Source organism: Rhizobium sp. PAMB 3174, assembly GCF_052908375.1.
In genome coordinates this window covers 4,041,786-4,066,250 of record NZ_CM128608.1, presented here as the reverse complement: position 1 = coordinate 4,066,250, position 24,465 = coordinate 4,041,786, and the positions used below count along the sequence as shown (strand labels likewise).

At 61.9% G+C, this 24,465-nt stretch carries 23 protein-coding genes; 6 read left to right on the top strand and 17 right to left on the bottom strand.

Annotated features, from left to right (window positions below):
- Positions 1–28 precede the first annotated feature (28 nt).
- Positions 29–1,231, top strand: a complete 1,203-nt coding sequence (gene pcaF / locus ACU5AY_RS19425) for a 3-oxoadipyl-CoA thiolase (protein ID WP_446827425.1) — start codon at positions 29–31, stop codon at positions 1,229–1,231.
- Positions 1,232–1,341: 110 nt separating this feature from the next.
- Here pcaF and ACU5AY_RS19420 read toward each other — a convergent pair whose 3' ends face one another.
- Positions 1,342–1,884 carry a M15 family metallopeptidase gene (locus ACU5AY_RS19420; protein ID WP_446822686.1) on the bottom strand — a complete coding sequence of 181 codons (543 nt, stop codon included), beginning with the start codon at positions 1,882–1,884 and terminating at the stop codon, positions 1,342–1,344.
- 973 nt (positions 1,885–2,857) lie between these two features.
- Between ACU5AY_RS19420 and nspC the strand changes: the two genes are divergently transcribed.
- Together nspC and ACU5AY_RS19410 are read left to right on the top strand one after the other, a co-directional pair.
- The gene (nspC, locus tag ACU5AY_RS19415; protein ID WP_446827424.1) at positions 2,858–3,955 is read left to right on the top strand and encodes a carboxynorspermidine decarboxylase; all 1,098 of its coding nucleotides are present in this window, start codon (positions 2,858–2,860) and stop codon (positions 3,953–3,955) included.
- Positions 3,956–4,003: 48 nt separating this feature from the next.
- Entirely contained in the window at positions 4,004–5,251 is a 1,248-nt protein-coding gene (locus ACU5AY_RS19410) for a saccharopine dehydrogenase family protein (protein WP_446827423.1), read from the top strand.
- Positions 5,252–5,310: 59 nt separating this feature from the next.
- On the opposite strand, the gene nagA is transcribed toward ACU5AY_RS19410, so the two are convergent.
- Positions 5,311–6,519: an N-acetylglucosamine-6-phosphate deacetylase gene (gene nagA, locus ACU5AY_RS19405; protein WP_446827422.1), complete on the bottom strand. Its 1,209-nt coding sequence runs from the start codon at positions 6,517–6,519 to the stop codon at positions 5,311–5,313.
- Positions 6,520–6,838: 319 nt separating this feature from the next.
- Between nagA and ACU5AY_RS19400 the strand changes: the two genes are divergently transcribed.
- The gene (locus tag ACU5AY_RS19400) at positions 6,839–7,771 is read left to right on the top strand and encodes an ROK family protein (RefSeq protein ID WP_446827421.1); all 933 of its coding nucleotides are present in this window, start codon (positions 6,839–6,841) and stop codon (positions 7,769–7,771) included.
- Positions 7,772–7,898: 127 nt separating this feature from the next.
- A complete protein-coding gene (folD, locus tag ACU5AY_RS19395; RefSeq protein WP_446827420.1) occupies positions 7,899–8,804 on the top strand; it encodes a bifunctional methylenetetrahydrofolate dehydrogenase/methenyltetrahydrofolate cyclohydrolase FolD in 906 nt (301 codons plus the stop codon).
- 15 nt (positions 8,805–8,819) lie between these two features.
- On the opposite strand, the gene ACU5AY_RS19390 is transcribed toward folD, so the two are convergent.
- The 7 genes from ACU5AY_RS19390 to ACU5AY_RS19360 form a co-directional block, all read right to left on the bottom strand.
- Complete coding sequence (locus ACU5AY_RS19390; protein ID WP_446827419.1) at positions 8,820–9,527, bottom strand: SDR family NAD(P)-dependent oxidoreductase; 708 nt, start codon at positions 9,525–9,527, stop codon at positions 8,820–8,822.
- Between the two features lie 98 nt (positions 9,528–9,625).
- On the bottom strand, positions 9,626–10,366 hold the full coding sequence (locus ACU5AY_RS19385; protein WP_446829067.1) for an ABC transporter ATP-binding protein: 741 nt from the start codon (positions 10,364–10,366) through the stop codon (positions 9,626–9,628).
- Positions 10,367–10,397: 31 nt separating this feature from the next.
- A complete protein-coding gene (locus ACU5AY_RS19380) occupies positions 10,398–11,150 on the bottom strand; it encodes an ABC transporter ATP-binding protein (protein WP_446822679.1) in 753 nt (250 codons plus the stop codon).
- A gap of 12 nt (positions 11,151–11,162) precedes the next feature.
- Positions 11,163–12,371: a branched-chain amino acid ABC transporter permease gene (locus ACU5AY_RS19375; RefSeq protein ID WP_446827418.1), complete on the bottom strand. Its 1,209-nt coding sequence runs from the start codon at positions 12,369–12,371 to the stop codon at positions 11,163–11,165.
- Position 12,372: 1 nt separating this feature from the next.
- Entirely contained in the window at positions 12,373–13,404 is a 1,032-nt protein-coding gene (locus ACU5AY_RS19370; protein WP_446822677.1) for a branched-chain amino acid ABC transporter permease, read from the bottom strand.
- A gap of 94 nt (positions 13,405–13,498) precedes the next feature.
- The gene (locus tag ACU5AY_RS19365) at positions 13,499–14,842 is read right to left on the bottom strand and encodes a substrate-binding protein (RefSeq protein ID WP_446827417.1); all 1,344 of its coding nucleotides are present in this window, start codon (positions 14,840–14,842) and stop codon (positions 13,499–13,501) included.
- Positions 14,843–15,088: 246 nt separating this feature from the next.
- Positions 15,089–15,892, bottom strand: coding sequence for a ferredoxin--NADP reductase (locus tag ACU5AY_RS19360; RefSeq protein ID WP_446827416.1), 804 nt, complete (start codon positions 15,890–15,892; stop codon positions 15,089–15,091).
- A gap of 249 nt (positions 15,893–16,141) precedes the next feature.
- On the opposite strand from ACU5AY_RS19360, the gene ACU5AY_RS19355 reads away from it, so the two are divergent.
- The gene (locus ACU5AY_RS19355) at positions 16,142–16,630 is read left to right on the top strand and encodes a MarR family winged helix-turn-helix transcriptional regulator (RefSeq protein ID WP_446822674.1); all 489 of its coding nucleotides are present in this window, start codon (positions 16,142–16,144) and stop codon (positions 16,628–16,630) included.
- Positions 16,631–16,654: 24 nt separating this feature from the next.
- Here the strand turns inward: ACU5AY_RS19355 and ACU5AY_RS19350 are convergent, their stop codons facing one another.
- The 8 genes from ACU5AY_RS19350 to ACU5AY_RS19315 form a co-directional block, all read right to left on the bottom strand.
- Positions 16,655–17,359 (bottom strand): ABC transporter ATP-binding protein, encoded by a 705-nt coding sequence (locus ACU5AY_RS19350; protein ID WP_446826005.1) that lies wholly within the window; start codon positions 17,357–17,359, stop codon positions 16,655–16,657.
- On the bottom strand, positions 17,349–18,122 hold the full coding sequence (locus ACU5AY_RS19345; protein WP_446822673.1) for an ABC transporter ATP-binding protein: 774 nt from the start codon (positions 18,120–18,122) through the stop codon (positions 17,349–17,351). Before ACU5AY_RS19345 ends, ACU5AY_RS19350 begins: the two co-directional genes overlap by 11 nt.
- Entirely contained in the window at positions 18,119–19,981 is a 1,863-nt protein-coding gene (locus ACU5AY_RS19340; protein ID WP_446827415.1) for an ABC transporter permease, read from the bottom strand. Before ACU5AY_RS19340 ends, ACU5AY_RS19345 begins: the two co-directional genes overlap by 4 nt.
- 79 nt (positions 19,982–20,060) lie before the next feature.
- On the bottom strand, positions 20,061–21,260 hold the full coding sequence (locus tag ACU5AY_RS19335; RefSeq protein ID WP_446822671.1) for an ABC transporter substrate-binding protein: 1,200 nt from the start codon (positions 21,258–21,260) through the stop codon (positions 20,061–20,063).
- Between the two features lie 67 nt (positions 21,261–21,327).
- A complete protein-coding gene (locus ACU5AY_RS19330; RefSeq protein ID WP_446827414.1) occupies positions 21,328–22,395 on the bottom strand; it encodes an aromatic ring-hydroxylating dioxygenase subunit alpha in 1,068 nt (355 codons plus the stop codon).
- Positions 22,396–22,425: 30 nt separating this feature from the next.
- The gene (locus tag ACU5AY_RS19325; protein ID WP_446827413.1) at positions 22,426–23,010 is read right to left on the bottom strand and encodes an amino acid synthesis family protein; all 585 of its coding nucleotides are present in this window, start codon (positions 23,008–23,010) and stop codon (positions 22,426–22,428) included.
- Positions 23,007–23,591: an amino acid synthesis family protein gene (locus tag ACU5AY_RS19320; protein WP_446827412.1), complete on the bottom strand. Its 585-nt coding sequence runs from the start codon at positions 23,589–23,591 to the stop codon at positions 23,007–23,009. Before ACU5AY_RS19320 ends, ACU5AY_RS19325 begins: the two co-directional genes overlap by 4 nt.
- Positions 23,584–24,465, bottom strand: coding sequence for a UPF0280 family protein (locus ACU5AY_RS19315; RefSeq protein ID WP_446827411.1), 882 nt, complete (start codon positions 24,463–24,465; stop codon positions 23,584–23,586). Before ACU5AY_RS19315 ends, ACU5AY_RS19320 begins: the two co-directional genes overlap by 8 nt.

Here is a 24,465-nt window from a genome sequence, read left to right as displayed (position 1 = left end):
CGGACCAAACGCATTGAGGAATGACATCATGACTGAAGCCTTCATCTGCGCCTATCTGCGCACGCCGATCGGCCGTTTCGGCGGATCGCTCTCCTCCGTCCGTGCCGACGATCTCGGCGCGATCCCGCTGAAGGCGCTGATGGAGCGCTATTCCAGCGTCGATTTCGAAGCTGTCGAAGACGTCATCTTCGGCTGCGCCAACCAGGCCGGTGAAGACAACCGCAACGTGGCGCGCATGTCCTCGCTCTTGGCCGGCCTTCCGGTTCCTGTGCCGGGCACCACCATCAACCGTCTCTGCGGCTCCGGCATGGACGCAATCATGACGGCCGCGCGCGCCATCAAGGCCGGCGAGGCCGAACTGATGATCGCCGGCGGCGTGGAAAGCATGAGCCGCGCGCCCTTCGTCATGCCGAAGGCCGAGACCGCCTTTTCCCGCCACGCCGAAATCCACGACACGACCATCGGCTGGCGCTTCGTCAATCCGCAGATGAAGCGGCTCTACGGCGTCGACTCCATGCCGGAAACCGGCGAGAACGTCGCCCGCGACTTCGGCGTCAGCCGTGAAGACCAGGACGCCATGGCCGTTCGCTCGCAGGCGAAAGCCACGGCTGCCCAGCAGAATGGACGCCTCGCGAAGGAAATCGTGCCCGTCACCATTCCGCAGAAGAAGGGCGACCCGCTTGTCATCGACAAGGACGAACATCCGCGCGCCGGAACCGACATGGCGGCGCTCGCGAAGCTGCGGCCGCTCTTCCCCGAAGGCACCGTAACCGCCGGCAACGCCTCGGGCGTCAATGACGGCGCAGCCGCCCTGATCATCGCCTCCGAAGCCGCCGCGAAGAAGCACGGCCTGACGCCGATCGCCCGCATTCTCGGCGGCGCGACAGCCGGCGTTCCGCCGCGTGTCATGGGTTGCGGCCCCGCTCCGGCCAGCACGAAGCTCCTCGCCCGCCTCGGCATGACGATCGACCAGTTCGACGTCATCGAACTCAATGAAGCATTCGCCAGCCAGGGCCTCTACGTCCTGCGTGAACTGGGCGTCGCCGACGACGATCCGCGCGTCAACCCGAACGGCGGCGCGATCGCCCTCGGTCATCCGCTCGGCATGTCCGGCGCCCGCATCACCGGCACGGCGGCACTCGAACTCTCGCTGTCAGGCGGCAGATACGCACTGTCGACCATGTGCATCGGCGTCGGCCAGGGCATCGCGATCGCCACCGAACGCGTCTGATTTCCCCCCTCCACACCCGACCGGTGGGAGGAAACTCAGGACAGGAACCCGTCGCATTAGCGTCCGCCGGGTTCCTGTCCGGTCTTTTCTCACTTGGCCGCTGTGGAAAATCAGGGGCCGTAGCGTTTCTTCATTTCCGCGTCGATCTCGGGGAACGTCATGCCCGCGCCGGCAGGCGAACCAAACTGTCGAAGTTGCACATGCGGCCAATCCTTGAAGCTGCTCCAGAAGCCGCCGGCATTGAGCCCGGCTTCCTTTGCTTTTGTGGCGTACAGTTTGTAACCGTTGACACCATTGACAAGCTTGGAGGCTGACCATTCGGCCACCCCGCCGGTTATCCACACACAGTCGATAGCTTCGCCCCATTGATGCCAGCTCAGGCCGGGAAGAGCATTGGTCACATGCGGGCCATGCGTCGGTCCAACCCGATTAAGCACGTCCGCCAGAAAAGGTGCACCGGACGCTTTCAATCTGCCGATTTCATGATTGATCGATTCTGTACTCCGGCTCTGGCGCCAAAGACGCGCCTGCTCCTCCACCGTGCGAAGTCCAAAATAAGGGCGCATTTCGACGCCCAGGCTGTTCAAGACATGCAGCAGGTCATTAACCTTGGCCCTGAATGCGGGATCCAAGCCGTTTAATGAAATAGCCATTTTCCAGTCCCTCCACTCCTGCCTGCAGAATAGCAAAGGGCTGCCCAGTAAATCAATTAAAGATTGCATAAATAATTATAGCAACTAATAAGTGCATTAATCCTGTAGGGATGAAGGGCAGCACGGAGTTTCTTCGCGCTGCGTCACTGCTGGAAAATGGGAAAAAGGAAACTAAGGCTTCCTGCTTGAGAGGGAGAACTGGGAGAGCCGGCGTCTAGGTCCGCCACTTGGTTGCACCCGGATTTCCCCGTCCCCGAATGCGTCACGCCGGCTCTCCTGTCGGGCAGTTGTTGCCTGGCCCGTAGGTTCTGGCCACCGCTGGCGAGCCCGGGTCGAATCCGGATCGCCAGAAGCGGCATGCCTGACCCTATGAAGAAAATCCAAGGTCAGGAAAATCCGCAAATATCAGGATCCCCCCATAATTCTTCGGAGATGCTCGCCCCTCGCGCTCGCGACTGGGCCGCACATAGATAGGCGACTATTGAAATGTCGTTGATCTTGATCCGAAGGGAAGGGAGAGAGTGAGAGAGTTGACTCAGGGCCCGCCGACCCCGTGCACCAAATGGCCCCATATCCGGTGCAACGCCAACTCTCTCACAATTGGGCGATAAAGCTGCCCAACCGAAACTGGATGCCAATCGCCGCCCCGGCCCGGAAGTCCTCGTTCGAAGACCGGTTGATCAGCATCTGCGAATATATGTAACCGACGGATGGCATTTGCGGAATCGCAAGAATTGGGGAGAGACGCTCCCAAATCTTGGGACAACGCCGATTCGTCAACCGATACGCCTCAGCCGCGGCGAATGCTATGCATCGCCACATTTCCCATTGAGATATCGGCCCGGACGCGGTATGGCGCACTTGCTTTCAAATTTCGGGCAGGACGTCGACATGGACCGGCCCGGAGCGACCCGTTGAACCCCTTTGCCGCCCAGCGCCTTCGGCGCGAGTGAGAGGCGCCGGACCGCGAGCCATGCTGAAAACTCCCTACTACCTGATCGACAAGTCGAAACTCCTGAAGAACATGGAGACGATCAAATACGTGCGGGAGAAGTCCGGCGCGAAGTCGTTGCTGGCGCTGAAATGCTTCGCCACCTGGGGCGTTTTCGACTTCATGAGCGAATACATGGACGGCACGACCTCGTCTTCGCTGAACGAGGTGAAGCTCGGCTTCGAGAAGTTCCCCGGCGAAGCGCATGCCTATTCGGTCGCCTATGCCGATGACGAGATCGATGAGGTCGTCGCCAATTGCGACAAGATCATCTTCAATTCGATCGGCCAGCTGACCCGCTTTGACGATCAGTCGAAAGGCAGAACGCGCGGGCTGCGCGTCAATCCGCGCGTCTCCTCCTCCGAATGGCTGATTTCCGATCCCGCCCGTCCCTTCTCGCGCCTCGGCGAATGGGACCCGGCGCGGATCGAGACGGTGATGGACAGGATCTCCGGCTTCATGTTCCACAACAACTGCGAGAACGGCGATCTCGGCCTGTTCTCCGACATGCTCGGCAAGATCGAGGAGCAATTCGGCCACCTGATCGGCAGGCTCGACTGGGTCAGCCTCGGCGGCGGCATCCATTTTACCGGCGAGGGCTATCCGCTCGACGACTTCTGCGCACGGCTCAAAACCTTCTCGGAGAAATACGGCGTGCAGGTCTATCTGGAGCCCGGCGAAGCGGCGATCACCAAGTCGGCAAGCCTTGAAGTGACCGTGCTGGACACCATGTTCAACGGCAAGAACCTGGCGATCGTTGACTCCTCCATCGAGGCCCACATGCTGGACCTTCTGATTTACCGCCAGAGCGCCAAGCTGGAACCCAATACCGGCGATCACGAATACATGGTCTGCGGCAAGTCCTGCCTTGCCGGTGACATCTTCGGCGAATTCCGCTTCGAGACCGAACTGAAGGCCGGCGACAGAATTTCGATCGCCGATGCCGCCGGTTACACGATGGTCAAGAAAAACTGGTTTAACGGCGTGAAGATGCCGGCCATCGCCATCAGGGAACTGGACGGAACGGTGCGTGTCGTCCGAGAATTTTCGTACGGCGACTACGTCTCCAGCCTGTCCTGAACGAACAACCAATCAACCGCCAACATTGCACGGAGGCTTACGTGTGAGATGAAGAAGAATGTGCTGATTATTGGTGCGGGCGGCGTCGCCCAGGTCGTTGCGCACAAGTGCGCCCAGAACAACGACATCCTCGGAGATATCCATATCGCTTCGCGCACGAAGGCGAAGTGCGACCAGATCATCCAGTCGGTCCACGACAAGAAGGCGATGAAGCAGCCGGGGGTTCTTGAAGCCCACGCGCTCGACGCGCTCGACATCGAGGCGACCAAGGCGCTGATCGCCAAGACCGGATCCGAGATCGTCATCAACGTCGGCACCGCCTTCCTCAACATGTCGGTGCTGCGCGCCTGCATGGACACCGGCGTCGCCTACATCGACACGGCGATCCACGAGGAGCCGAACAAGATCTGCGAAACGCCGCCGTGGTACGGAAACTACGAATGGAAGCGTGCCGCCGAATGTGAGGAAAAGGGCATCACCGCCATCCTCGGCGCCGGCTTCGATCCGGGCGTCGTCAACGCCTATGCAGCACTCGCCAAGGCGGAGTATTTCGACAAGATCACCGACGTGGACATCGTCGACATCAACGCCGGCAGCCACGGCAAGTACTTCGCCACCAATTTCGACCCGGAAATCAACTTCCGCGAGTTCACCGGCGTCGTCTACTCCTGGCAGAACGGCGAGTGGCAGACGAACAAGATGTTCGAAGTCGGCAAGGACTACGACCTGCCGGTCGTCGGCACGCGCCGCGCCTATCTCTGCGGCCACGACGAGGTGCACTCGCTGTCGAAGAACATGGACGGCGCCGACGTGCGCTTCTGGATGGGCTTCGGCGAGCACTACATCAACGTCTTCACCGTCCTGAAGAACATCGGCCTCCTCTCCGAGCAGCCGGTGAAGCTTGCCGACGGTTCCGAGGTCGTGCCGCTGAAGGTGGTGAAGGCCTGCCTGCCCGATCCGGCATCGCTGGCACCGGACTACGAAGGCAAGACCTGCATCGGCGATTTCGTGAAGGGCCAGAAGGACGGCAAGGACCGCGAGGTCTTCATCTACAACGTTGCCGACCACAAGGAAGCCTATAACGAAGTCGGTTCGCAGGGCATTTCCTACACCGCCGGCGTTCCGCCGGTCGCCGCCGCGATCCTGATCGCCAAGGGCGCATGGGATGTGAAGAAGATGGCCAATGTCGAGGAACTGCCGCCGCAGCCCTTCCTGGCGGTGCTGAACCGCATCGGCCTGCAGACCTGCATCCGTGACGAGAACGGCGAACGGCCGCTGGAATTCATCGAGCCCTGATCGGCCCGACATGACTGAAAATGCGCCCGTCGGTATAAAAGCCGGCGGGCGTTTTCCGTTTACATGATGCGATGCGCCGGCCTGCGGGTACCCTGATCCTCTTGCCCGTCGCAGATCTTGCGACCGCCAGTCCAGACCCCGGCGATGTGCAGGGTGTCCGTGAGATGCAGAAAATCCGCGCGGTGGCCGGGACGAAGGTGGCCGCGATCGTTGAGCCCCAGGAAGCGCGCCGGATAGGAGGTTGCCATCCGCAACGCTTCCGTCAGGCCGGTCTCCATGTTCAAGAGCGTGTAGCGGATGGCGGTCAGCATATCGAGATCGGAACCGGCCAATGTCCCGTCGGTCATCAGCAGGCGCGAGCAGAAATCACCCGCATGCTTCGTAATCTCGCTGCCATGCAGCGTGAAAGACTCGTCAGGGCTTCCCGCCAGTGACATCGCGTCTGTAATCAGGAACAACCGTCCCTCGCCCCGCTTGGCGCGGTGGGCAATCCGCAACGCCGGCGGCGAAACGTGATGACCGTCGGCAATGATGCTGCACCAGACGGAGGGATGTTCCAGCGCCGCACCGACGGCACCGGGCGCGCGATGGGAAAAGCCGCTCATCGCATTGAAGAGATGGGACACCCCGGTCGCGCCGGCATCGAACAACGCCATCGCCGTTGTAAAATCGCAATCGGTATGACCAAGACTGACCACCACCCCGCCTGCGGTCAGCTCCCTGACCTGCCCGGGCGTAATCTGCTCGCCGGCCACCGTGATGATCAGGACGCCAAGGCTCTCGCGGGCCTCGAGATAGAAGTCGATATCGGCGTCTTCGACCGGACGAATGTATTCGCCGGGATGGATGCCCCGACGGGCCGGCCAAAGATGCGGGCCTTCCAGATGCATGCCGGCAATACAGCTGTCCCTGGCGGCAGCAGCCGTCACGGCCTTGACGGCCGCCCGCACCGCAGCCGGGCTGTCGGTCATCATCGTTGGCAGGATCGCCGTCGTTCCCATGGTCCTGAGGCTGGCCGCCATCGCAGTCACGGTACCCACCGACGGCGACGCGTTCAGCAACTTGCCGGCATAGCCATTGACCTGCGCATCGATGAAGCCAGGCACAATGATGCCACCGTCGAGGCGAATCACCGGGTCGTGTTCGGACAGGTCCCGTTCCGGAACGACAGCGTGCACGCGGCCATGACTGACAAGGAGCGCGACCTTGTCGCGAAAGGCATCACCGTCGAAAAGACGCGCGCCAACAAACGCTTGGCTGATCTGCATGTCCATACGTGCGAAAGTTCCCTGAACACCGCGCCGCCCACCGTGCACCCGCAACAGGCACAACAAAACCGCGAACAGTGTATCTCCATTCCCCTCAATCTGGGATAAAGATGCATAGTAAAAATGTAATAATTAAGGTCTTTCGCGACTTACATATGCAATCACGGAGGGCTCAACAGCGGCAAATGCTGTGATATAGCAGACCCGTGGCTGATGCCGGGCGCAGCCGCCTGCATGTTTGGGAGAGCATTCCCGCTCAGCGACGACGTCGGACGGTTCTGGCATCTGGTTCTGTCAGCAATTTTCAGGAAAACGCATAATGATCGTATGCTTTGATATTGGCGGCACGGCGATAAAGGGCGCGCTGGCACATTCTCCGGACGATGTAAGGCCTCTGGGACGCCGTCCGACCCCCACGAACGATTACACAGCCTTTGTCGACACTCTGCGCTCCGTGATTGCCGAAACGGGCGAGCGCCCGGATTGCGTGGCCATCTCGAATGCCGGTTCCATAGACCCGGACACCGGGGCGATCATCTGCGCCAACATCCCCTGCATCAACGGCCGCCGGCTTGCCGCAGATCTCACCGCCGATCTCGGCGTGGAAGTCCTGATCGCCAACGACGCGGATTGCTTCGCCCTCGCGGAGGCGCTGGCGGGCGCCGGCCGCGGCTATCACACGGTCTTCGGCATCATTCTCGGAACCGGGGTCGGCGGCGGCGTGGTCGTCAAGGGCAAGCTGATCAACGAGCGCGGTGGCTATGCCGGCGAGTGGGGCCACGGCCCGGCCGCCCCGCATTTTGCAGGCCACCCGCCGGCCGCCATTCCCGCCATCCCCTGCGGATGCGGCGGCGAACGCTGCCTCGATCCCATAGGCAGCGCGCGCGGCATGGAGCGGCTCCACCGCCATCTTCACGCAACGGAGCTGACCAGTGAACAGATCGTCGCTGCCTGGCAGGCGGGAGACGCCCAAGCCTCGCGGACCATCGAGGTCTTCGTCGACATCCTGGCCGGGCCCCTCGCCCTGATCGTCAATCTCCTCGGCGCCGACATCATTCCGGCCGGCGGCGGTCTGTCCAACAGTGAGGCCCTGCTGGCCGAACTCGACCGATCGGTCCGCGCGAAGACCCTGAGGGCGTTTGATCGACCGCTGGTGCTCCGCTGCGAATGCCGGGTCGAACCGGGGCTCATCGGCGCGGCACAACTCGGCTTCGCACGGCTGCAGGAAAAGGCCGAGGCCCTGCCCGCCTGATCCTGACGGCGCCGATCACCGGACGCGAAACGACGCAGACAAGGACAAGAATGTTGTTTTCGGGCCATTCCTATACTAGAGCCTCTGCGAAAGTGCGCGACATCACACGGAGAGGCCGGCAACCGGTATGGAGGCAGCATTGAAGGCAGAGACGACCATTCTTTCTGGCAAGCCCATCGCAGAGCGGGTGCTGAGCACCGTCCGGCAGGAAACGGCGGCGCTGATCGCAGAGACCGGCGTCCAGCCCGGTATCGCGGTCGTCATCGCCGGCTCCGATCCGGCAAGCCAGGTCTATGTCCGTTCGAAGGGCAAGCGGGCGACCGAATGCGGCTTCAAGTCCGTCGAGCACAAGCTGGACGAAACCGTCTCCGAAGAAGAGCTGATGGCGCTGCTGCACAAGCTCAATGCCGATCCGACCATCCACGGCATTCTCGTCCAGCTGCCGCTGCCCTCTCACATCAACGAAGCCCGCATCATCCAGGAAATCGATCCGGCCAAGGATGTCGACGGCTTTCATCTGATCAATGTCGGCAAGCTCACCACGGGCATGACCGACACGGCTTCGATCCCCTGCACGCCGGCCGGCTGCATGATCCTGATCGAGGAAGTGATCGGCAAGGATCTCTCCGGTAAATCCGCCGTCGTCATCGGCCGCTCCAACATCGTCGGCAAGCCGATGGCAAGCCTTCTGTTGCAGGCCAATGCGACCGTTACGATCGCGCATTCGCGCACCAAGGACCTGCCGTCCGTCTGCCGCCAGGCCGATATCCTGGTTGCAGCCGTCGGTCGCCCGCAAATGGTCAAGGCCGACTGGATCAAGCCCGGCGCCGTCGTCATCGACGTCGGCATCAACCGGGTTGCCAATCCGCCCGGCTCCGAAAAGCCTCACCGCATCGTCGGTGACGTCGACTTCGACGATTGCAAGGATACGGCGTCCGCCATCACGCCGGTTCCCGGCGGCGTCGGCGTGATGACCATTGCGCTCCTGATGGCGAACACGCTGAAGGCCGCCAAGATCGCCGCCGGCAAATAATCCGGGGCATCGGCCTTACCATTCGATCTTGCTGCCGTCATAGGCTCGGAAACCGCCCGTAGCCTCTGGCGGGAGGCCGTCGAGCGTCGTCAGGATATTGGCAGCAGCCTCCTCCGGAGGGACCGAGGGGTGACCGGAGAGATAGCGCGACGAAAGCGCTGTCGCCACCGTCCCTGGATGAATGCTGACCAGTATGGATTTCGCATGGGTACGGCTAGCCTCGATCGCGGCCGTGTGGACGATCTGGTTCAACGCAGCCTTGGACGCCCGGTAAGAGATCCAACCGCCGAGAGCATTGTCGCCGATCGAACCGACGCGCGCGGACAGGAAGGCGAAGATCGACCGACGCTTGCGGTCGAGCAACGGCAGGAAATGCTTGATCACCAGCGCCGGCCCGATCGCATTGACGGCGAAGAGATCAAGCATCGCGGAACCGTCGATCTGTCGCACGCTCTTCTCCGGCCCGCGCTCGTCGGTAGCAAGCACGCCGGTGGCGCAGATGATCAGCTGAAACGGCGCCTCGCCCGATCGTGCGGCACAGTCTGCAACGGCAGTTTCATTTGTCACATCGAAGCCGTCACCGCTGCGGGAAAGCCCCCGCACCTCACCGCAGGCCGCATCGCCCCGCACCGCGTCGATGAGCGCATGGCCGATGCCGCCGCTGGCACCGATCACCAGCGCGCGATAGCCCTGTCCAAGGGATTTAAGTGAAACCGTCACCATCCTGCTCCTGCAACTTGCCTGACAGACAATACGCTTGCTAGCAGAATATGGTTCATGAGGAAGAAGCCGGCGACCCCCAGGGACCGCCGGCCAAGTATTTAGATAGCCAGGTATTCGTTGCGCAGTTCCTCGTTTTCGAGGACGTCCTGCGCCTTGCCGGAATAGACCACTTCGCCCATGTCGACGATCACCGCCTTGTCGGAGAGCTTCAGCGCGGCGACCGCGTTCTGCTCGACGATGATGGTGGTGATGCCGAGTTCCTTGATCTGTCGGACGATCTTCTCGATCTCGTGCACGATGACCGGTGCCAGGCCTTCATAGGGCTCGTCGAGCAGCAGTAGCTTGACGTCGCGGGAGAGCGCCCGCGCGACCGCCAGCATCTGTTGCTCGCCGCCCGACATCGTCACGGCGATCTGGTTGCGCCGTTCCGCAAGACGCGGGAAATGGTCGTAGATCTTGGCGATCTCCCATCCCTTCGGCTCGGAGACCTGCGCCAGGAGCAGGTTTTCCTCCACCGTCAGGCCGGCGATTATGCGCCGGTCTTCCGGCACCAGCTGCACGCCGAGCTGGGCAGCCTGATAGGCCTTCTTGTCATGCAGCGAATGCCCGTCCAGCCAGATCTCGCCGCGTTTCAGCGCCGGATCGTCGACCCGCGCGATGGTGCGCAGCGTCGATGTCTTGCCGGCGCCGTTGCGGCCGAGCAGGGCGAGGATCTCGCCCCGGTTCAATTCGAGCGAAATACCCTGAACGATGTAGGACTCCCCGTAAAAGGAATGGATATCCTTGACCGAGAAGAAGGGCTTTTCGCCGGTCTTCGCGGATGGCTGCGCCCCCGCCATGGCCGCGTTTTCCTGAGAAACAACATTCATGTCAGTGCGCTCCCCCGAGATAGGCTTCCTGGACCTTGGGATTGCCCTTGATCTCTTCCGGCTTTCCAGATGCGATCACCGTGCCCTGGGCGAGAACCGTGATCCGGTCGGCAAGCGAGAAGACCACATGCATGTCATGCTCGATGATCACCTTGGTCATGCCGGACTGCTTGATCTCCTTCAGAAGGTCGATCGTCCGGTTGGTGTCGAGGCGGGACATGCCCGCCGTCGGTTCGTCGAGCAGCAGCAGCTTCGGCTCCTGCACGAGGCACATGGCCATTTCCAGCCGCCGCTTGTCGCCGCGTGAAAGCGTCGCCGCGTTCATGTCGCGCTTGTCGAGCATCTTCACGTCGTCCAGCATCTTCTCGGCCTTTTCCAGGATGTCCCGTTCGCCGGGCACACTGTCGAGGCCCTGCAGCCGGAACGCACCGTCACGATGGGCGAAGCAGGGGATCATGACGTTCTCCAGAACCGAAAGCTCGCCGAAGATTTCCGGCGTCTGGAACACGCGACTGATTCCCATCTGGTTGATCTCGTGCGGCTTGCGCCCGAGAACCGGCTGGCCGTTGAAGCTGACCGAGCCGACGTCGGGCGAGATGCGCCCGACGAGGCAGTTGAGGAAGGTCGACTTGCCGGCGCCGTTCGGTCCGATGATGGCATGCACCGTGCCGGCCTCGACCGCCAGATTGACCTGGTTGAGCGCAAGCAGGCCGCCGAAGCGCTTGGAGACGTCGTTGACTTCAAGAATGTTCATGGTCGTCTCTCCTCATTCCGCCGCATGCGGCGCAGGATTGCCCCGCGGCCCGTTGCCGTCCGCCTTGCGGCTGGACATCGCCCGTCCGATACGGCGCGCACCCTCCATCAATCCGCCCGGCAGGAAGATCACCACGGCCATGAAAATCAGGCCGAGCGTCAGCGACCAGCCCTCACCGGTGAACCGCGCTGCAATCCAGACGCAGACATCCTGAACGGAATCCGGCAGGAACGAGAACCACTGGTGCAGCACGCCTTCGTTGATCTTGGAAAAGATGTTTTCCAGATACTTGATCAGACCGGCGCCCATGATGGGACCGAACAGCGTGCCGGCGCCGCCGAGGATCGTCATGATGACCACCTCGCCGGATGCCGTCCACTGCATGCGCTCGGCACCCGCGAGCGGATCCATGCAGGCAAGCAAGGCACCGGCGAGACCCGCATACATGCCGGAGATCACGAAGGCCGCCAGCGTGTAGGGACGGGTGTTGAGGCCGGTATAGCTCATGCGGTTGCGGTTGGTCTTGATGGCGCGCAGCATCAGGCCGAAGGGCGACCGGAACAGCCGGATCGCCAGATAGAAGACGATCAGCAGGATGAGCGCACAGATGTAGTAGCCGACATTCAGCTGGAATTCCCAGCCGCCGAAATGCAGCGTCGTCGTCGCCCGCATCTCGGCCCCGAAGATCTGCGTCACCGGAATGCCGCCCGTCTGCGTGGCCGTCTGGCCGAGGATGCGCGGATCGCTGAGCGTGATCTGCAGGCCGGTCTCGCCATTCGTCAGCGGTGTGAGCACCGAATAGGCGAGATTGTAGCACATCTGCGCAAACGCGAGCGTGAGGATCGAGAAATAGATCCCCGAGCGGCGAAGCGAGACGTAGCCGATCACCAGGGCGAAGATGCCCGACACGATGACGGCAAGCACGATCGCCGGGATGATGTTCATCGTCAGAAGCTTGAACATCCACACCGCCGAATAGGACCCGACGCCAAGGAAGGCTGCATGGCCGAAGGAGAGATACCCCGTCAGGCCGAACAGGATGTTGAACCCGATGGCGAAGATTCCGAAGATCACGAAGCGCCGCATCAGGTCGGGATAACCGGCGTTGAACTGCGCAAGCGCGCTGTCCGCCGGGAACGGGTTGAGAATGACCGGTGCGAACAGGCAGAGCCCGAACACCAGCAGGAGAAGACCGAAGTCCTTGCGATCGAGGCCCAGCATGTCAGTCCTCCATCACGCCGACACGTCCCAGCAGGCCGCGCGGGCGGGCCAGGATGATGACGATTGCCACAAGATAGATGATGATCTGGTCGATGCCTGGAAACAGCATCTTGACCTCGTTCATCGATGCGAAGCTCTGCAATATGCCGAGCACGAAGCCGGCAAGCACGGCACCGGGCAGAGAGCCCATGCCGCCCACGACAACGACCACGAAGGACAGGACGAGGAAGTCCATGCCCATGTGATAGTTGGGTGAGCTGATCGGCGCGTACATCACGCCGGCAATACCCGCCACCGCGGCCGCGATGCCGAAGGTGATGGTGAAGCGCTTGTCGATGTTGATGCCGAGCAGGCCGACTGTTTCACGGTCCGCCATGCCGGCCCGCACCACCATCCCGAAGGTGGTGAACTGCAGGAAGGCGAAAACCGCGCCGATCACGACCAGCGAGAAGCCGAAATAGATCATGCGCCAGTAGGGATAGATGACGACGTTGGGATCGAAACCCAGCATCGCGCCGAAGTCGAACGACCCGGTGAACTGCGAAGGGCCTGCAGTCTGGATCGGATTGGCGCCGAAAAAGTATTTGACGATCTCCTGCAGGACGATCGCAAGGCCGAACGTCACCAGGATCTGGTCGGCGTGCGGCCGCTTGTAGAAGTGCCGGATCAGCCCGCGCTCCATGGCATAGCCGACGATCAGCATCACCGGGATGGCCAGCAGAATGGCGAGAGGCACCGACCAGTTGAGAATGGCCGCGCCGAAATCCTGGCCGAACCATGCCTCGATATAGGCCGTCTTGACCTTCAGCGGCTGGCCGAGAAAGTCCGTTCGTGTTGGGTCGACCGTCTCGAAGGACAGGCCGAGCAAGCGTTGCATGGTGACGGCACAGAAGGCGCCGATCATGAACAAGGCGCCGTGCGCGAAGTTCACGACGCCGAGCGTACCGAAAATGAGGGTCAGTCCGAGGGCGATCAGCGCGTATGCGCTGCCCTTGTCCAACCCGTTCAGGATCTGAAGAATTATTGCGTCCATTGCCCCTCCCGCTGGAACACACCCGATCGATCAAGCTGTAGAAGCCGGCCGCCCTCCTCCCGAGAACGGCCGGCTGTCGACATTCGTCAGACGCTTATGCGCCCGCGTTGCACTTGCCGAGGTCGCCGCCGGCGAACATCGGATCATCAGGGGCGTACGTCACCTTGTCGGCCGGGGTGATCTCGACGACATCCAGCACGTCGAACTCATTGTCCGGCTTGTCCTTGCCCTTCACCACGAGAACGTCCTTGAAGCACTGGTGGTCGGCGGCACGGTAGAGCGTCTTGCCGTTGCCGAGGCCGTCGAACTCGTAGTCTTCCAGCGCTGCGACGACGTCGCAGGGATTGAACGATTTCGCACGGGCCACGGCGTCGGCATAAAGCAGCGTCTGCACGTAGCAGGTCTGCGCTGCCTGGCTCGGCGGGAAGCCGTATTCCGTTCCGAACGACTTCACGAAGGCCTTCGTGCCATCGTCCTGCAGCTTCCAGTTCCAGTTGGACGAACCCGGAATGCCCTTGATGTTGTCGCCGGCACCCTTGGCCATCAGCTCGGAGATCAGCGGCACGATGATCTCGAACTGCTTGCCGTTGACCTGCTTGTCCTTCAGGCCAAACTGGACGGCCTGGGTCAGAGAGTTGACCATGTCGCCACCGTAGTGGTTGAGAACCAGAACATCCGCGCCGGAGTTGAGGACCGGCGTCAGGTACTGCGAGAAGTCGCCCGCACCCAGCGGTGTCATCACATTGGTCACGGTTTCCCAGCCGATGCCCTTGAACGAGGCTTCCATCGACTGCTGCTGCGTCCAGCCCCAGGTGTAGTCGGCCGTCAACATGTAGGCCCTGCGGCCATCGCCGTAGAGGTTCTTCAGAACCGGCGCGAGCGCGGCTGCGGACATATAGGCGTTGAAGAAGTGGCGGAAGCCATTTGCCTTCTTGTCCTTGCCGGTCGTGTCGTTGGAGTGCGTCAGGCCAGCCATGAAGATGATGCCAGCTTCCTGGCAGAGCGCCTGAACGGCAACCGCGACGCCCGACGACGAACCGCCGGATATCATGATCGCACCGTCCTTCTGGATCATCGACTGCGCGGATGCACGCGCAGCGTCGGACTTGGTCTGCGTGTCGCCGGTAACATAGGCGACCTTCTTGCCGAGAATGCCGGTACCGTCCAGGACCTTGGACGAGAAGGTGTTCAGCATGCCGCCGTCGCCCTCGCCGTTCAGGTGCTTGACGGCGAGCTGGAACGCCCGCAGTTCGTCAGCGCCTTCATCGGCATAAGGTCCCGTCTGCGGAACGTTGAAGCCGAGCGTGACGGTGCCCCCCTTTGGTTCATTGACGAAACCATAGGCCGAGCGGGTGAAGATCGTCGGGGTCGCAAGAATGAGACCCGACGCGGCACCCGCCTTGAGCGCCTGACGACGCGTAAAGTTGAATTTTGACATTAAGCTCCTCCCATGAGCTGCAATCAGCGATGTAAGTCTGTTCCGTCCTCCCCGGAACAGACATAACCTTAATAAGCTTACCGAAGCAGGCAAGCGATATATTTTGTTGTGAGTATATAATGATGAACTAAATCGTTTTAGCGCCGCAATTCCCGGCAGAAAGACCGGGCCTTGCAGCGCAAAACTTCGTTTTTGTCAAAACGGTCGGCCCGAATTCACAGGCCAAGGTGCCATTGGACTGGAAAATCAGTCGACGAAGGCACGCTCTACGACGAAGCTTCCGGGCGCGTTGTTGGCGCCTTCCACGAGGCCGCAGGCCTCCAGAATTTCCTTGGTTTCCTTCAGCATCGCCATCGAACCGCAGATCATGCCGCGGTCGACTTCGGGATCGAGCGGCGGCACCCCGAGATCGGAAAACAGCTTGCCGGACCGCATCAGGTCGGTAATCCGGCCCGTATGGGTGAAGGCTTCGCGGGTAACCGTCGGATAGTGGACAAGCTTGCCCGACGCGAACTCGCCGACCAGCGGATCGTTCAAGGTTTCCTCGACCAGATCCTGGCCGTATTTCAGTTCGGCGACGTCACGGCACGTGTGGGTTAGGATGACCTGCTCGAACTTCTCGTAGGTTTCCGGATCGCGAACGAGGCTGGCAAACGGTGCGATGCCGGTCCCCGTCGAGAACATGTAGAGACGCTTGCCCGGCAGAAGGGCGTCGTTGACCAGGGTGCCGGTCGCCTTCTTGCGCAGGAGGATCGTGTCACCGACCTGGATCTTCTGCAGATGCTCCGTCAGCGGCCCATCTGGAACCTTGATGGAGAAGAATTCCAGCTCCTCGTCCCAGGCCGGGCTGGCGATCGAATAGGCGCGATAGACGGGCTTCTCGGCGTTCGGCAGGCCGATCATCACGAATTCGCCGGAGCGGAAACGGAAGGCGGCCGGGCGCGTGGTGCGGAAGCGGAACAGGCGATCGGTGTAATGCTGCACCAGCGTCACCGTCTCGGCATAGACATTCTCCGGAATTGCGAATGTTTGCTTCGCCATCACATCCATGACCCATCACCCTCTTTTTACATGTTTATTGAAAGCACTTCCGTCAGAGACGGCCGGTTCCGACCGTATCGATGTGATGAAACGCCATCACATTTTCATTCGTATACTAACGATAATAAAGTCATTGTCTTTTGTCAATCCACCACAAGCAATCACCCGGAGGTCCCTGCGGCCGCTTGACCGCGAGAGCGGACGCGACTTGACCCGTCGTGCAACCTATGGAAACAAGGGCAGGTCGTCCGCATCGAAATGCCGGGCGGCAACGGCATAGGGGGACATTCCATTTCAACGGATTCCAACGACGAGACCGCGCTTCCCGCAAACCGTGACGGCTACCGCCTTGACGACCAGATCGGCTATCTGCTGCGTCTGGCCAACCAGCGACATACGTCCATCTTTCAGGAACATTTTCCCGAACGGCTGACGGCGACGCAGTTTTCCGCCATGGCCAGGCTTGCCGACGTCGGTCCCTGCTCGCAGAACCAGCTCGGGCGGCTGACCGCCATGGATGTTGCGACCATCAAGGGCGTCGTCGATCGCCTGAAGGCGAAGGACCTAGTCGCCATCAACGCTTCGGAAAGCGACCGCAGGCGATCCCTGATCAGCCTGACCTACAAGGGACAGACCCTGCTGGATTCCCTCTACAAGATCGGCTTCGAAGTCTCCCGGCTGACCCTCGATCCGCTGACCGCGGAGGAAAGCCGCACGCTGGTCACTTTGCTGGCAAAGATCACCTAGCCATCCCGTGCGGCCTGTACGGGATCAGACGGACAGGTACTGATCCCGTATCTCCGGCTCACGTTCGAGCACCTCGAACGTGCCGTCGAATTTCTTGGCTCCGCCTTCGATGATGATCGTCCGATCCGCCACGGCCCGTGCGAAATGCAGGTTCTGCTCGGAGATGATGACCGTCAGCCCGTGCTCCTTGAACTTCAGGATCGACGCGGCCATCTGCTCGACGATCACCGGCGCGATGCCCTCCGAAGGCTCGTCGAGAAGGATCAGTGACGGATTGCCCATCAGTGTGCGGGCGATCGTCAGCATCTGCTGCTCCCCACCGGAAAGCGCCTTGCCCAGATTGTTGCGTCGCTCCGACAGGTTCGGGAAGAGTTCGAACAGCGCGTCTACCGTCCAGTAGGGGGCACCGGCGCGCTTCGGCTGTTTGCCGACCTCGAGATTTTCCAGGATCGTCAGGCTGGTGAAGATGCGCCGCTCCTCCGGCACGTAACCGAGACCCTGGCGCGCAACCTTGTATGCCGGCTCGCCGGTAATGTCGCGGCCCTGGAAGCGCACACTGCCGGAGCGCGGCCGCACCATCTGCATGATCGACTTCATCGTCGTCGTCTTGCCGGCGCCGTTGCGTCCCAGAAGCGCCACCACCTCGCCCGGCTCCACCGAAAAGCTCAGATCGTTCAGGATATGCGCCTTGCCGTAGAAGCTGTTGATTGCCGTCAGCTCAAGCATGATCGCCATCCTTCTTGTAGAGAGTGCCGCCGCCGAGATAGACCTCCTGGACCTTCGGATCGGCCTTGACTTCCGCCGCCGTGCCATCGGCGATCAGCTTGCCGCGGTTCAGCACCATGATCCGGTGCGCATGCGCAAAGACGACGTCCATGTCGTGCTCGGTAAACAGCACGCTGATCCCGCGCTCCCGCACGATGTCGCCGGTCAGCTGCATCAGCGCGATGCGTTCCTTCGGCGCCATGCCCGCCGTCGGTTCGTCCATCAGCAGAAGCTGCGGACCATGGGCGAGTGCGATCGCCAGTTCGAGGCGCTTGAGATCGCCATAGGCCAGAATGGCGCAGGCCCGGTCCGCCTGGTCCGCCATACCGACGAGGTCGAGCAGCGCCAGCGCCTCGGCGCGGTAAAGCTTCCAGGCCCTCGGCCACAGTGAAGTCAGACGCCGCTGATAGCTGATCAAGGCCATCTGCACGTTCTCGGCGACCGTCATGCTCTGGTAGGTGCCGGTGATCTGGAACGTGCGGCCGACGCCCATGCGCCAGATCTTGCGCGGCGGCAGGCCGGTGATCGGCTTGCCCTTGAAGTAGACGCGCCCCGACGTCGGCTTCAACTGGCCCATGAGCATGTTGAAGCAGGTGGACTTGCCCGCGCCGTTGGGGCCGATCAGCGCCTTCATCTCGCCTGCGGCGACCGCGAAGCTGACGCCGGCAACCGCCTGCACGCCGCCGAAGGATTTGCTGAGGTTTGTGACATCAAGAACCGGCGTCATACCCGCTCCTCCTTGTCGGCATAGAAGCCGAGCCTTGTCGCCAGTCTCTGCAACGTTCCGGCGATGCCATATGGCGCGACGATGACGACGGCGATGATCAGCAGGCCGAGCAGCAGACGCCAGTATTCCATGCGCGTCAGCCAGTCCTTGGCGGAGGCCAGGAAGGCCCCACCGACGACGGCACCGGAGAGCGTCTTCACGCCGCCCAGGAAGACGACGATCAGCGCGTCGAAGCTCTTGGCGATCTCCAGCTCGTTCGGGAACACCGACCCCTTGGAGAAGACGAAGAGGCCGCCGGCGAGACCCGCCAGTGCGCCGGCGATCGCGAATGCCGTCCACTGGATCATCTTCACGTCAATGCCGGTCGCTTCCGCCTGTCTTGCGCTATCGCGCGTCGCCCTCAGCGCGTAGCCGAAGGGCGAGTGGATGATGTGGCGAAGCGCGAGGATGCCGCCGATGCCGAAGGCCAGCGTGAAATAGTAGTAGGCGGTCGTCGAAGACAGCCACGGCGCCGGCCAGATGTTGAGGATGCCGTCGTCGCCGCCGGTGAAATCGCCCCACTGGAAGACCAGCGACCAGATGAGCTGGCTGAAGGCAAGCGTCAGCATGGCGAAATAGACGCCGGCAAGCCGGATACAGAACCAGCCTACGATGACGGCCAGGAGGCCGGCACCGAACGGCGCGAGCAGGAAGGCAAGCTCCATGGGTGCCGCAAAATACTTGACCGACAGGGCCGCGACATAGGCGCCGCCGCCGTAAAAGGCCGCATGGCCGAAGCTGACGAGACCGCCGCTGCCGAGCATGAACTGCAGCGAGGCTGCGAAAAGGCAGAACACCAGAATGTCGATGATCAGCACCTGGGCGAAGTTCGACCCCAGCAGGGGAACGGCCGCAAGGCAGGCGACCAGCGCCAGGAAGAAGAGCTGGCCCCGCAGACCGAAGGGCCGGATCGGCGGCTCGATATCGCCAACCTGCCCGTGCTCGCCTGCCACTTCCGGCTTGCCGAGCAGGCCGTAGGGCTTGAAGATCAGCACGACTGCCATGACGACATACATCAGCACCAGCGTGCTTTGCGGAATGTAGGTCACGCCGAAGACATTGAGGACGGAAATGATGACGGCAGCAATGAAGGCGCCGGGCAGCGACCCCATGCCGCCGATGACGACGACCACGAAGGCGCCCGCGATGATGTTGAAATCCATCAGCAGGTCCGCGCCGCCCTTCGGCAGCTGGATCGCGCCGCCGAGACCGGCCAGCGCCGAACCGAGGAAAAAGACGCCGGTAAACAGCCACGCCTGGTTGACGCCGAGCGCGCCGACCATTTCACGGTCCTGGGTCGCCGCGCGCACCAGAATGCCGACGCGCGTCTTGGTGATCAGCCACCAGAGGCAAAGAAGGATGAAGGGGGTGATGGCGATGAGCGCCAGGTCATACTGCGGGACCGGTTCGCCGAAGATTCGCACCACCGATTTCAGCCCCGGCGCACGCGGACCCAGACGGTCCTCGGCGCCCCAGATCATCAGGGTCAGGTCCTGCACCACCAGAATGACGCCGAAGGTCGCGACAAGCTGGAAGAGCTCCGGCGCCTTGTAGATCGGTCTGAGCACCAGGATTTCCACGACCACGCCGATCAGCCCGACAGCGACCGCGGACAGCACGATCGCCCCCCAGAAGCCGACGGCTCCCGGCAGGACCTGCATCAGCGTGACGCCGATATAGGCTCCAAGCATGTAAAAGGAGCCATGCGCGAAGTTGACGATACGGGTCACACCGAAAATCAGTGACAACCCGGAGGCAACGAGAAAAAGCGCCGCCGCGTTTGCAAGCCCGGTAAGGAGCTGCGCTACCAGAAGTCCCATTGAGGTCCGCTCGATATCTGAGAAGGGGCAGGCTCCGGCCGGTTCGTGGCAAACCGGCCGGATCGTTCGTCAACCGTGATCAGTTGGCCGGACGCATGGCTTTGACTTCGTCATCGCTCGGCATGTAGGGGACCGGATCCTTGTAGGACCAGTCGACCATCACGCCCTTGCCGTCCTTGACGGCGGTCGTGCCGACATAGGCGCCCATCGTCGACTGGTGGTCAATGTCGCGATAGGAGATTTCGCCGACCGGCGTTTCCACCTTCAGGTCCTTGAACGCTTCAAGCAGCGCCGGGGTGTCGGTAGAACCGGCCTTGGTGATGAGCGCGGCGATGCTCTTGGCGGTCATGTAGCCGACAAGGCTACCGATCTTCGGACCGTCGCCGTAAGCGGCCTTGTACTCGTCGACGAAGGCTTTGCCCGGGCCGTCCTGAATGTCGTACCAGGGGTAGCCCGTGACGAACCAGCCTTCCGGCGCCTCGTCGCCGAGCGGATCGAGATATTCCGGCTCGCCGGTCAGGAGACCATAGACCTTGCGGCCTTCGAACAGCCCGCGCGTATTGCCCTCGCGGACGAACTTGGCAAGGTCGGTGCCGAATTCGACGTTGTAGATCGCGTCCGGCTTGGCTTTCTCGATCGCCTGGACTTCAGCGCCCGCATCGATCTTGAACAGTGCCGGCCACTGTTCGGCAACGAATTCGACATCCGGCTTCAGCTTCTTCAGCTGCGTCTTGAAGGCTTCGACGGCAGCCGTGCCGTAGGCATAGTTCGGCGCGATCGTCGCATAGCGCTTCGCGTCGGTCTTGGCGGCTTCCTCGGCCAGCATGCCGGCCTGAACCCAGGTGGAGGCACGCAGGCGGAAGGTGTAGGGATTGCCGTTCTTCCAGATCAGCTCGTCGGCCAGCGGTTCGGACGCGAGATAGATGTAGTGCTTTTCACCGGCAAGCGCCGAGAGCGCCAGCCCGACATTCGAGAGGATCGAACCTGTCAGCATGACCGTGCCGTCACGCGTCATCAGTTCTTCGGCGATCTTGACGGCATTGCCGGGATTGCCTTCATCGTCGCGATAGACGAATTCGAGCTTCTTGCCGAGCACGCCGCCGCCATCGTTGATTTGCTTCAGCGCCAGCTCGATGCCCTGCTTGTAGGGCTCGGCAAACGCCGCCATGCGCTTGTAGTGATTGATTTCGCCGATCTTGATCGTCTCTTCGGCCAATGCCGCCGTCGACAGGGCGAGCACCGCCAGTCCTGTTGCGGCCAATTTAGTAAATAGTTTCATGTCGTTCTCCTCTGACGGCTTGTTTTCGCCTTTTCGTGATTCCGGTCTTCGCCGGATTGTTACGGATTTAGTCGTGATAGATAAAGGCCGGTGTCGGATCCGACGCGATATCGTGTGTCCGCTCCTTTTCCAGAAGTTCGGTGATCCGCTTGCGGTAGACCATCGGTCCCTTGTCGATGGCTATCCGGATCGGCCGGCGTTTCAGGGGGCGTTCCTCTTCCGCCTGGACTGCCTCCAGGATCTCCTTGTCTTCATTGAAGGCGATGCGGAACATGGTGTCCATGGCCGCACTCGCCTCTTCGTCGCCCACGGCCCGGTTGCGCAGATGCATCCAGCGGTCGATGGTGTAGTTTTTCGTGACCGGGGTCATGAAATGCAGGGCAAAGATGCGCACGCCCTTGTCGCGCTCGTCCTCGGCGATCTGATCTTCCACCGGCGCCGAACCGAAGTCGATGACCGCCGTGCACGGCGTGTAGAGATAGTAGTAGTGCCAGCGATCGACATTGCCGGAGAAGCCGCCGAACTTCTTGAAGAAGCCCACCGGCTCGGCATCGCGGATCCAGCGCCAGGCGACGATCGCCTTGCCTTCGGTCACCACGTGGACCGGAACGTTCTCGGACGCCGCACTGCCGAGCGTCGTCGGGTGGACGAAGCTCACATGCGCCGGATCAACGAGATTTTCGGCGACGTTGAGATAGTTCGACTTGAGGTGCAGCGCACCACCCTGATGCGCATGCCAGCTGGCATCGTAGAACTCCGGCATGTCGAACACGTCGTCGGCATTTGCCTTGTCCTTGTCGCCCATCCAGATCCAGACGATGTCGTTCTTTTCGACGATCGGATAGGCCTCGACATAGGCCGATGCCGGCAGGTTGCTCTGACCCGGCACGCGCACGCATTTGCCGGAACAGTCGAAGGTCAGGCCATGATAGCCGCACTGGACGGTGTCGCCGATGCGCTTGCCCTTGGAAAGCGGCAGAAGGCGATGGGGACAGCGATCCTCCAGGGCGACAACCGAGCCGTCGGATTTGCGGAACATGACGATGTGCTCGTCAAGGATTGTAAACCGGCGGAGTTCCGCATCGATTTCCTTCGACCAACCGGCCACGTACCAGGCATTTCTGACAAATTCCATGGATCCGCCTCCTTGTTCGAGCGCTTCGTTCTATCTCAATCCGTCTTCACCAACTGCGTCTTCATGTTTCAGTCCGCCGACGCGCGGCAGCGGGCGCCCGCCCGCCGTCACCGCGATGGCGACCAGTATTTCATTGGCCCGCGGCGCATCGGCAACGCGGATTTCCATGCCGTCGAAATGCGAGCGCACATAGGCCGCATCCTTGTGGCCGAGCGGCACGTCGAGCGGCTGGCCAGGTGCGCCCATCTTCTTGTTCGACGGCACCAGCGCGGCACCCTTTTCCACGGCCTTGCGCAGCGGCGCACCCATCTTCGGATGCAGGAGAGCGGCGGCATGCTCCAGCTCGCCGTTTTCACCGACAAGCGCCGCCTTGCCGTAGCTTTGCGCCTCCGCCGGCGAGATGCCGAGTGCCGCCACACATTTTTCGCCGAGCAACGCACCCAACTCCTCGCCGATCGCAATCAACTGGTCGAGATCGGCGGAATATTGGCCGGCATAGGGATTGGCGATGATGGCAGCAGAGACCGCCCGGCGCGCATGCGGCGTCACCGGCTGGCCCATTTCGAAGGCCACATCCTCAAGAACAGTGACGATCTTGCGGATCTTCGCAATCACCGGAGACCATCCTCCCCCTTGACGTCTGCGTGCTTCAGACCACCGACGCGTTCGTGAATGCGCGCACCTGTGGTCATGACCAGCGCCAGCAGGATTTCGTCGGCCTTGGGCGAATCGTTCATCCCGACTTCCATGGCGTCAAAATGCGAGCGGACATAGGAGGCATTGGTATGGGTGACCGGAACATCCAGACGCGCCCCCGGACCGCCGACCTTTTTGGTCGAGGGAACGATCGCCGCCGAATTCGGCAGGATTTCGCGCATCGCGTAGCCGCCAGGCACATGCCAGAGCGCCCCATGCTCGATCTCTCCGGCCGAGCCGACGATCGCACCCTTGCCGTAGCCCTGGACGACCGACGCATCACCGCCAAGCGCATCGACGAGATCCTGCGCCATTTCCAGACCGAGAGGGTTGAGGTCATCCATGAAACCGGCGATGTCCTCGACATACTGGCCAGCGAAAGGATTCTTGATCACGGCCAGGCAGGCGGCACGCTTCAGCGTGCGGCCGGGAACGGGACCGCCCTCGTGAAAGATTTCCTCAACGATGATCGCCTTCTTGCGAACGACGGGCTTAGGCATGGATGATCTCCCTGGAATTATTGTGGTTCGGCGCGGCATCCAATGTACGGCGCTCGCCGGAAAGACTGAGATAGGCGGCACGGATCAGGCCGCGCTCGCGGTAACCATAGGCAGCCCGTTCGCCGGACGAAAGGGCTTCTTCGACTTCATCGCGATCAAGAGAGGCGACGCCCGTTGTCACCAGACGATCGCCGAGATCGCTGTCATGGGAAAGATCGCGGGCCGGAACGCGCGTTACCTTGCCGGACCGCGGCAGATCGACCTTGTTGGCGATCATTGTCGCCGCGGCGTCCGCCTCGGCGGCGCTTGCGGCCAGCACGGTCACCGCGTCGGCGATTCCGAGCGAATGCGAACGTCCGCGCCAGCCGCTGGTGGCAATACCACCGATCCCGTCATCGGGCCCGATTTCGACCATACCGCCTGCCTCACCGGTCTCCGGATTGTCGCAGATGCGGATGCGAAAGGTTCCTTCCGCCAGATGGATCGCAATATCGCCGCCATTGTTGGCATAGGCACGCTCAAGCCGGGTCCCGACCCGCATCGCCGCGAGGATATGATCGGCAACGCTGCCGGCAACGGCCGCCATCGGCGTGATGAATTCGGGCGCGTAGGGCGCGACTGCGGCGGCCATCCGCCGCGCGACGACACCGTAGGGCTCTGCCCCGGTCGCTGACCGCAACCGCGGCAATTCGAGAACGAGATCAGCGAGCAGGGGATCGAAGGCGGCACGCGCCTGCTGATAGGCCTGACGGACATCTGCGGGCGATCCAATAGCCTCGATGATGAGATCGATCGGCCCGTGCTGCAGATGCAGGCGGCGGCTGTCCGGCAGCAGAACCGCGATTGCACCCGATTTGCCGCCGCCCGCCACCAT

Coding starts and splice junctions, on each gene's coding strand:
- pcaF (WP_446827425.1), top strand. CDS start 29: ATGACTGAAGCCTTCATCTGCGCCTATCTGCGCACGCCGATCGGCCGT.
- ACU5AY_RS19420 (WP_446822686.1), bottom strand. CDS start 1,884: ATGGCTATTTCATTAAACGGCTTGGATCCCGCATTCAGGGCCAAGGTT.
- nspC (WP_446827424.1), top strand. CDS start 2,858: ATGCTGAAAACTCCCTACTACCTGATCGACAAGTCGAAACTCCTGAAG.
- ACU5AY_RS19410 (WP_446827423.1), top strand. CDS start 4,004: ATGAAGAAGAATGTGCTGATTATTGGTGCGGGCGGCGTCGCCCAGGTC.
- nagA (WP_446827422.1), bottom strand. CDS start 6,519: ATGCAGATCAGCCAAGCGTTTGTTGGCGCGCGTCTTTTCGACGGTGAT.
- ACU5AY_RS19400 (WP_446827421.1), top strand. CDS start 6,839: ATGATCGTATGCTTTGATATTGGCGGCACGGCGATAAAGGGCGCGCTG.
- folD (WP_446827420.1), top strand. CDS start 7,899: ATGGAGGCAGCATTGAAGGCAGAGACGACCATTCTTTCTGGCAAGCCC.
- ACU5AY_RS19390 (WP_446827419.1), bottom strand. CDS start 9,527: ATGGTGACGGTTTCACTTAAATCCCTTGGACAGGGCTATCGCGCGCTG.
- ACU5AY_RS19385 (WP_446829067.1), bottom strand. CDS start 10,366: ATGGCGGGGGCGCAGCCATCCGCGAAGACCGGCGAAAAGCCCTTCTTC.
- ACU5AY_RS19380 (WP_446822679.1), bottom strand. CDS start 11,150: ATGAACATTCTTGAAGTCAACGACGTCTCCAAGCGCTTCGGCGGCCTG.
- ACU5AY_RS19375 (WP_446827418.1), bottom strand. CDS start 12,371: ATGCTGGGCCTCGATCGCAAGGACTTCGGTCTTCTCCTGCTGGTGTTC.
- ACU5AY_RS19370 (WP_446822677.1), bottom strand. CDS start 13,404: ATGGACGCAATAATTCTTCAGATCCTGAACGGGTTGGACAAGGGCAGC.
- ACU5AY_RS19365 (WP_446827417.1), bottom strand. CDS start 14,842: ATGTCAAAATTCAACTTTACGCGTCGTCAGGCGCTCAAGGCGGGTGCC.
- ACU5AY_RS19360 (WP_446827416.1), bottom strand. CDS start 15,892: ATGGATGTGATGGCGAAGCAAACATTCGCAATTCCGGAGAATGTCTAT.
- ACU5AY_RS19355 (WP_446822674.1), top strand. CDS start 16,142: ATGCCGGGCGGCAACGGCATAGGGGGACATTCCATTTCAACGGATTCC.
- ACU5AY_RS19345 (WP_446822673.1), bottom strand. CDS start 18,122: ATGACGCCGGTTCTTGATGTCACAAACCTCAGCAAATCCTTCGGCGGC.
- ACU5AY_RS19340 (WP_446827415.1), bottom strand. CDS start 19,981: ATGGGACTTCTGGTAGCGCAGCTCCTTACCGGGCTTGCAAACGCGGCG.
- ACU5AY_RS19335 (WP_446822671.1), bottom strand. CDS start 21,260: ATGAAACTATTTACTAAATTGGCCGCAACAGGACTGGCGGTGCTCGCC.
- ACU5AY_RS19330 (WP_446827414.1), bottom strand. CDS start 22,395: ATGGAATTTGTCAGAAATGCCTGGTACGTGGCCGGTTGGTCGAAGGAA.
- ACU5AY_RS19320 (WP_446827412.1), bottom strand. CDS start 23,591: ATGCCTAAGCCCGTCGTTCGCAAGAAGGCGATCATCGTTGAGGAAATC.
- ACU5AY_RS19315 (WP_446827411.1), bottom strand. CDS start 24,465: ATGGTGGCGGGCGGCGGCAAATCGGGTGCAATCGCGGTTCTGCTGCCG.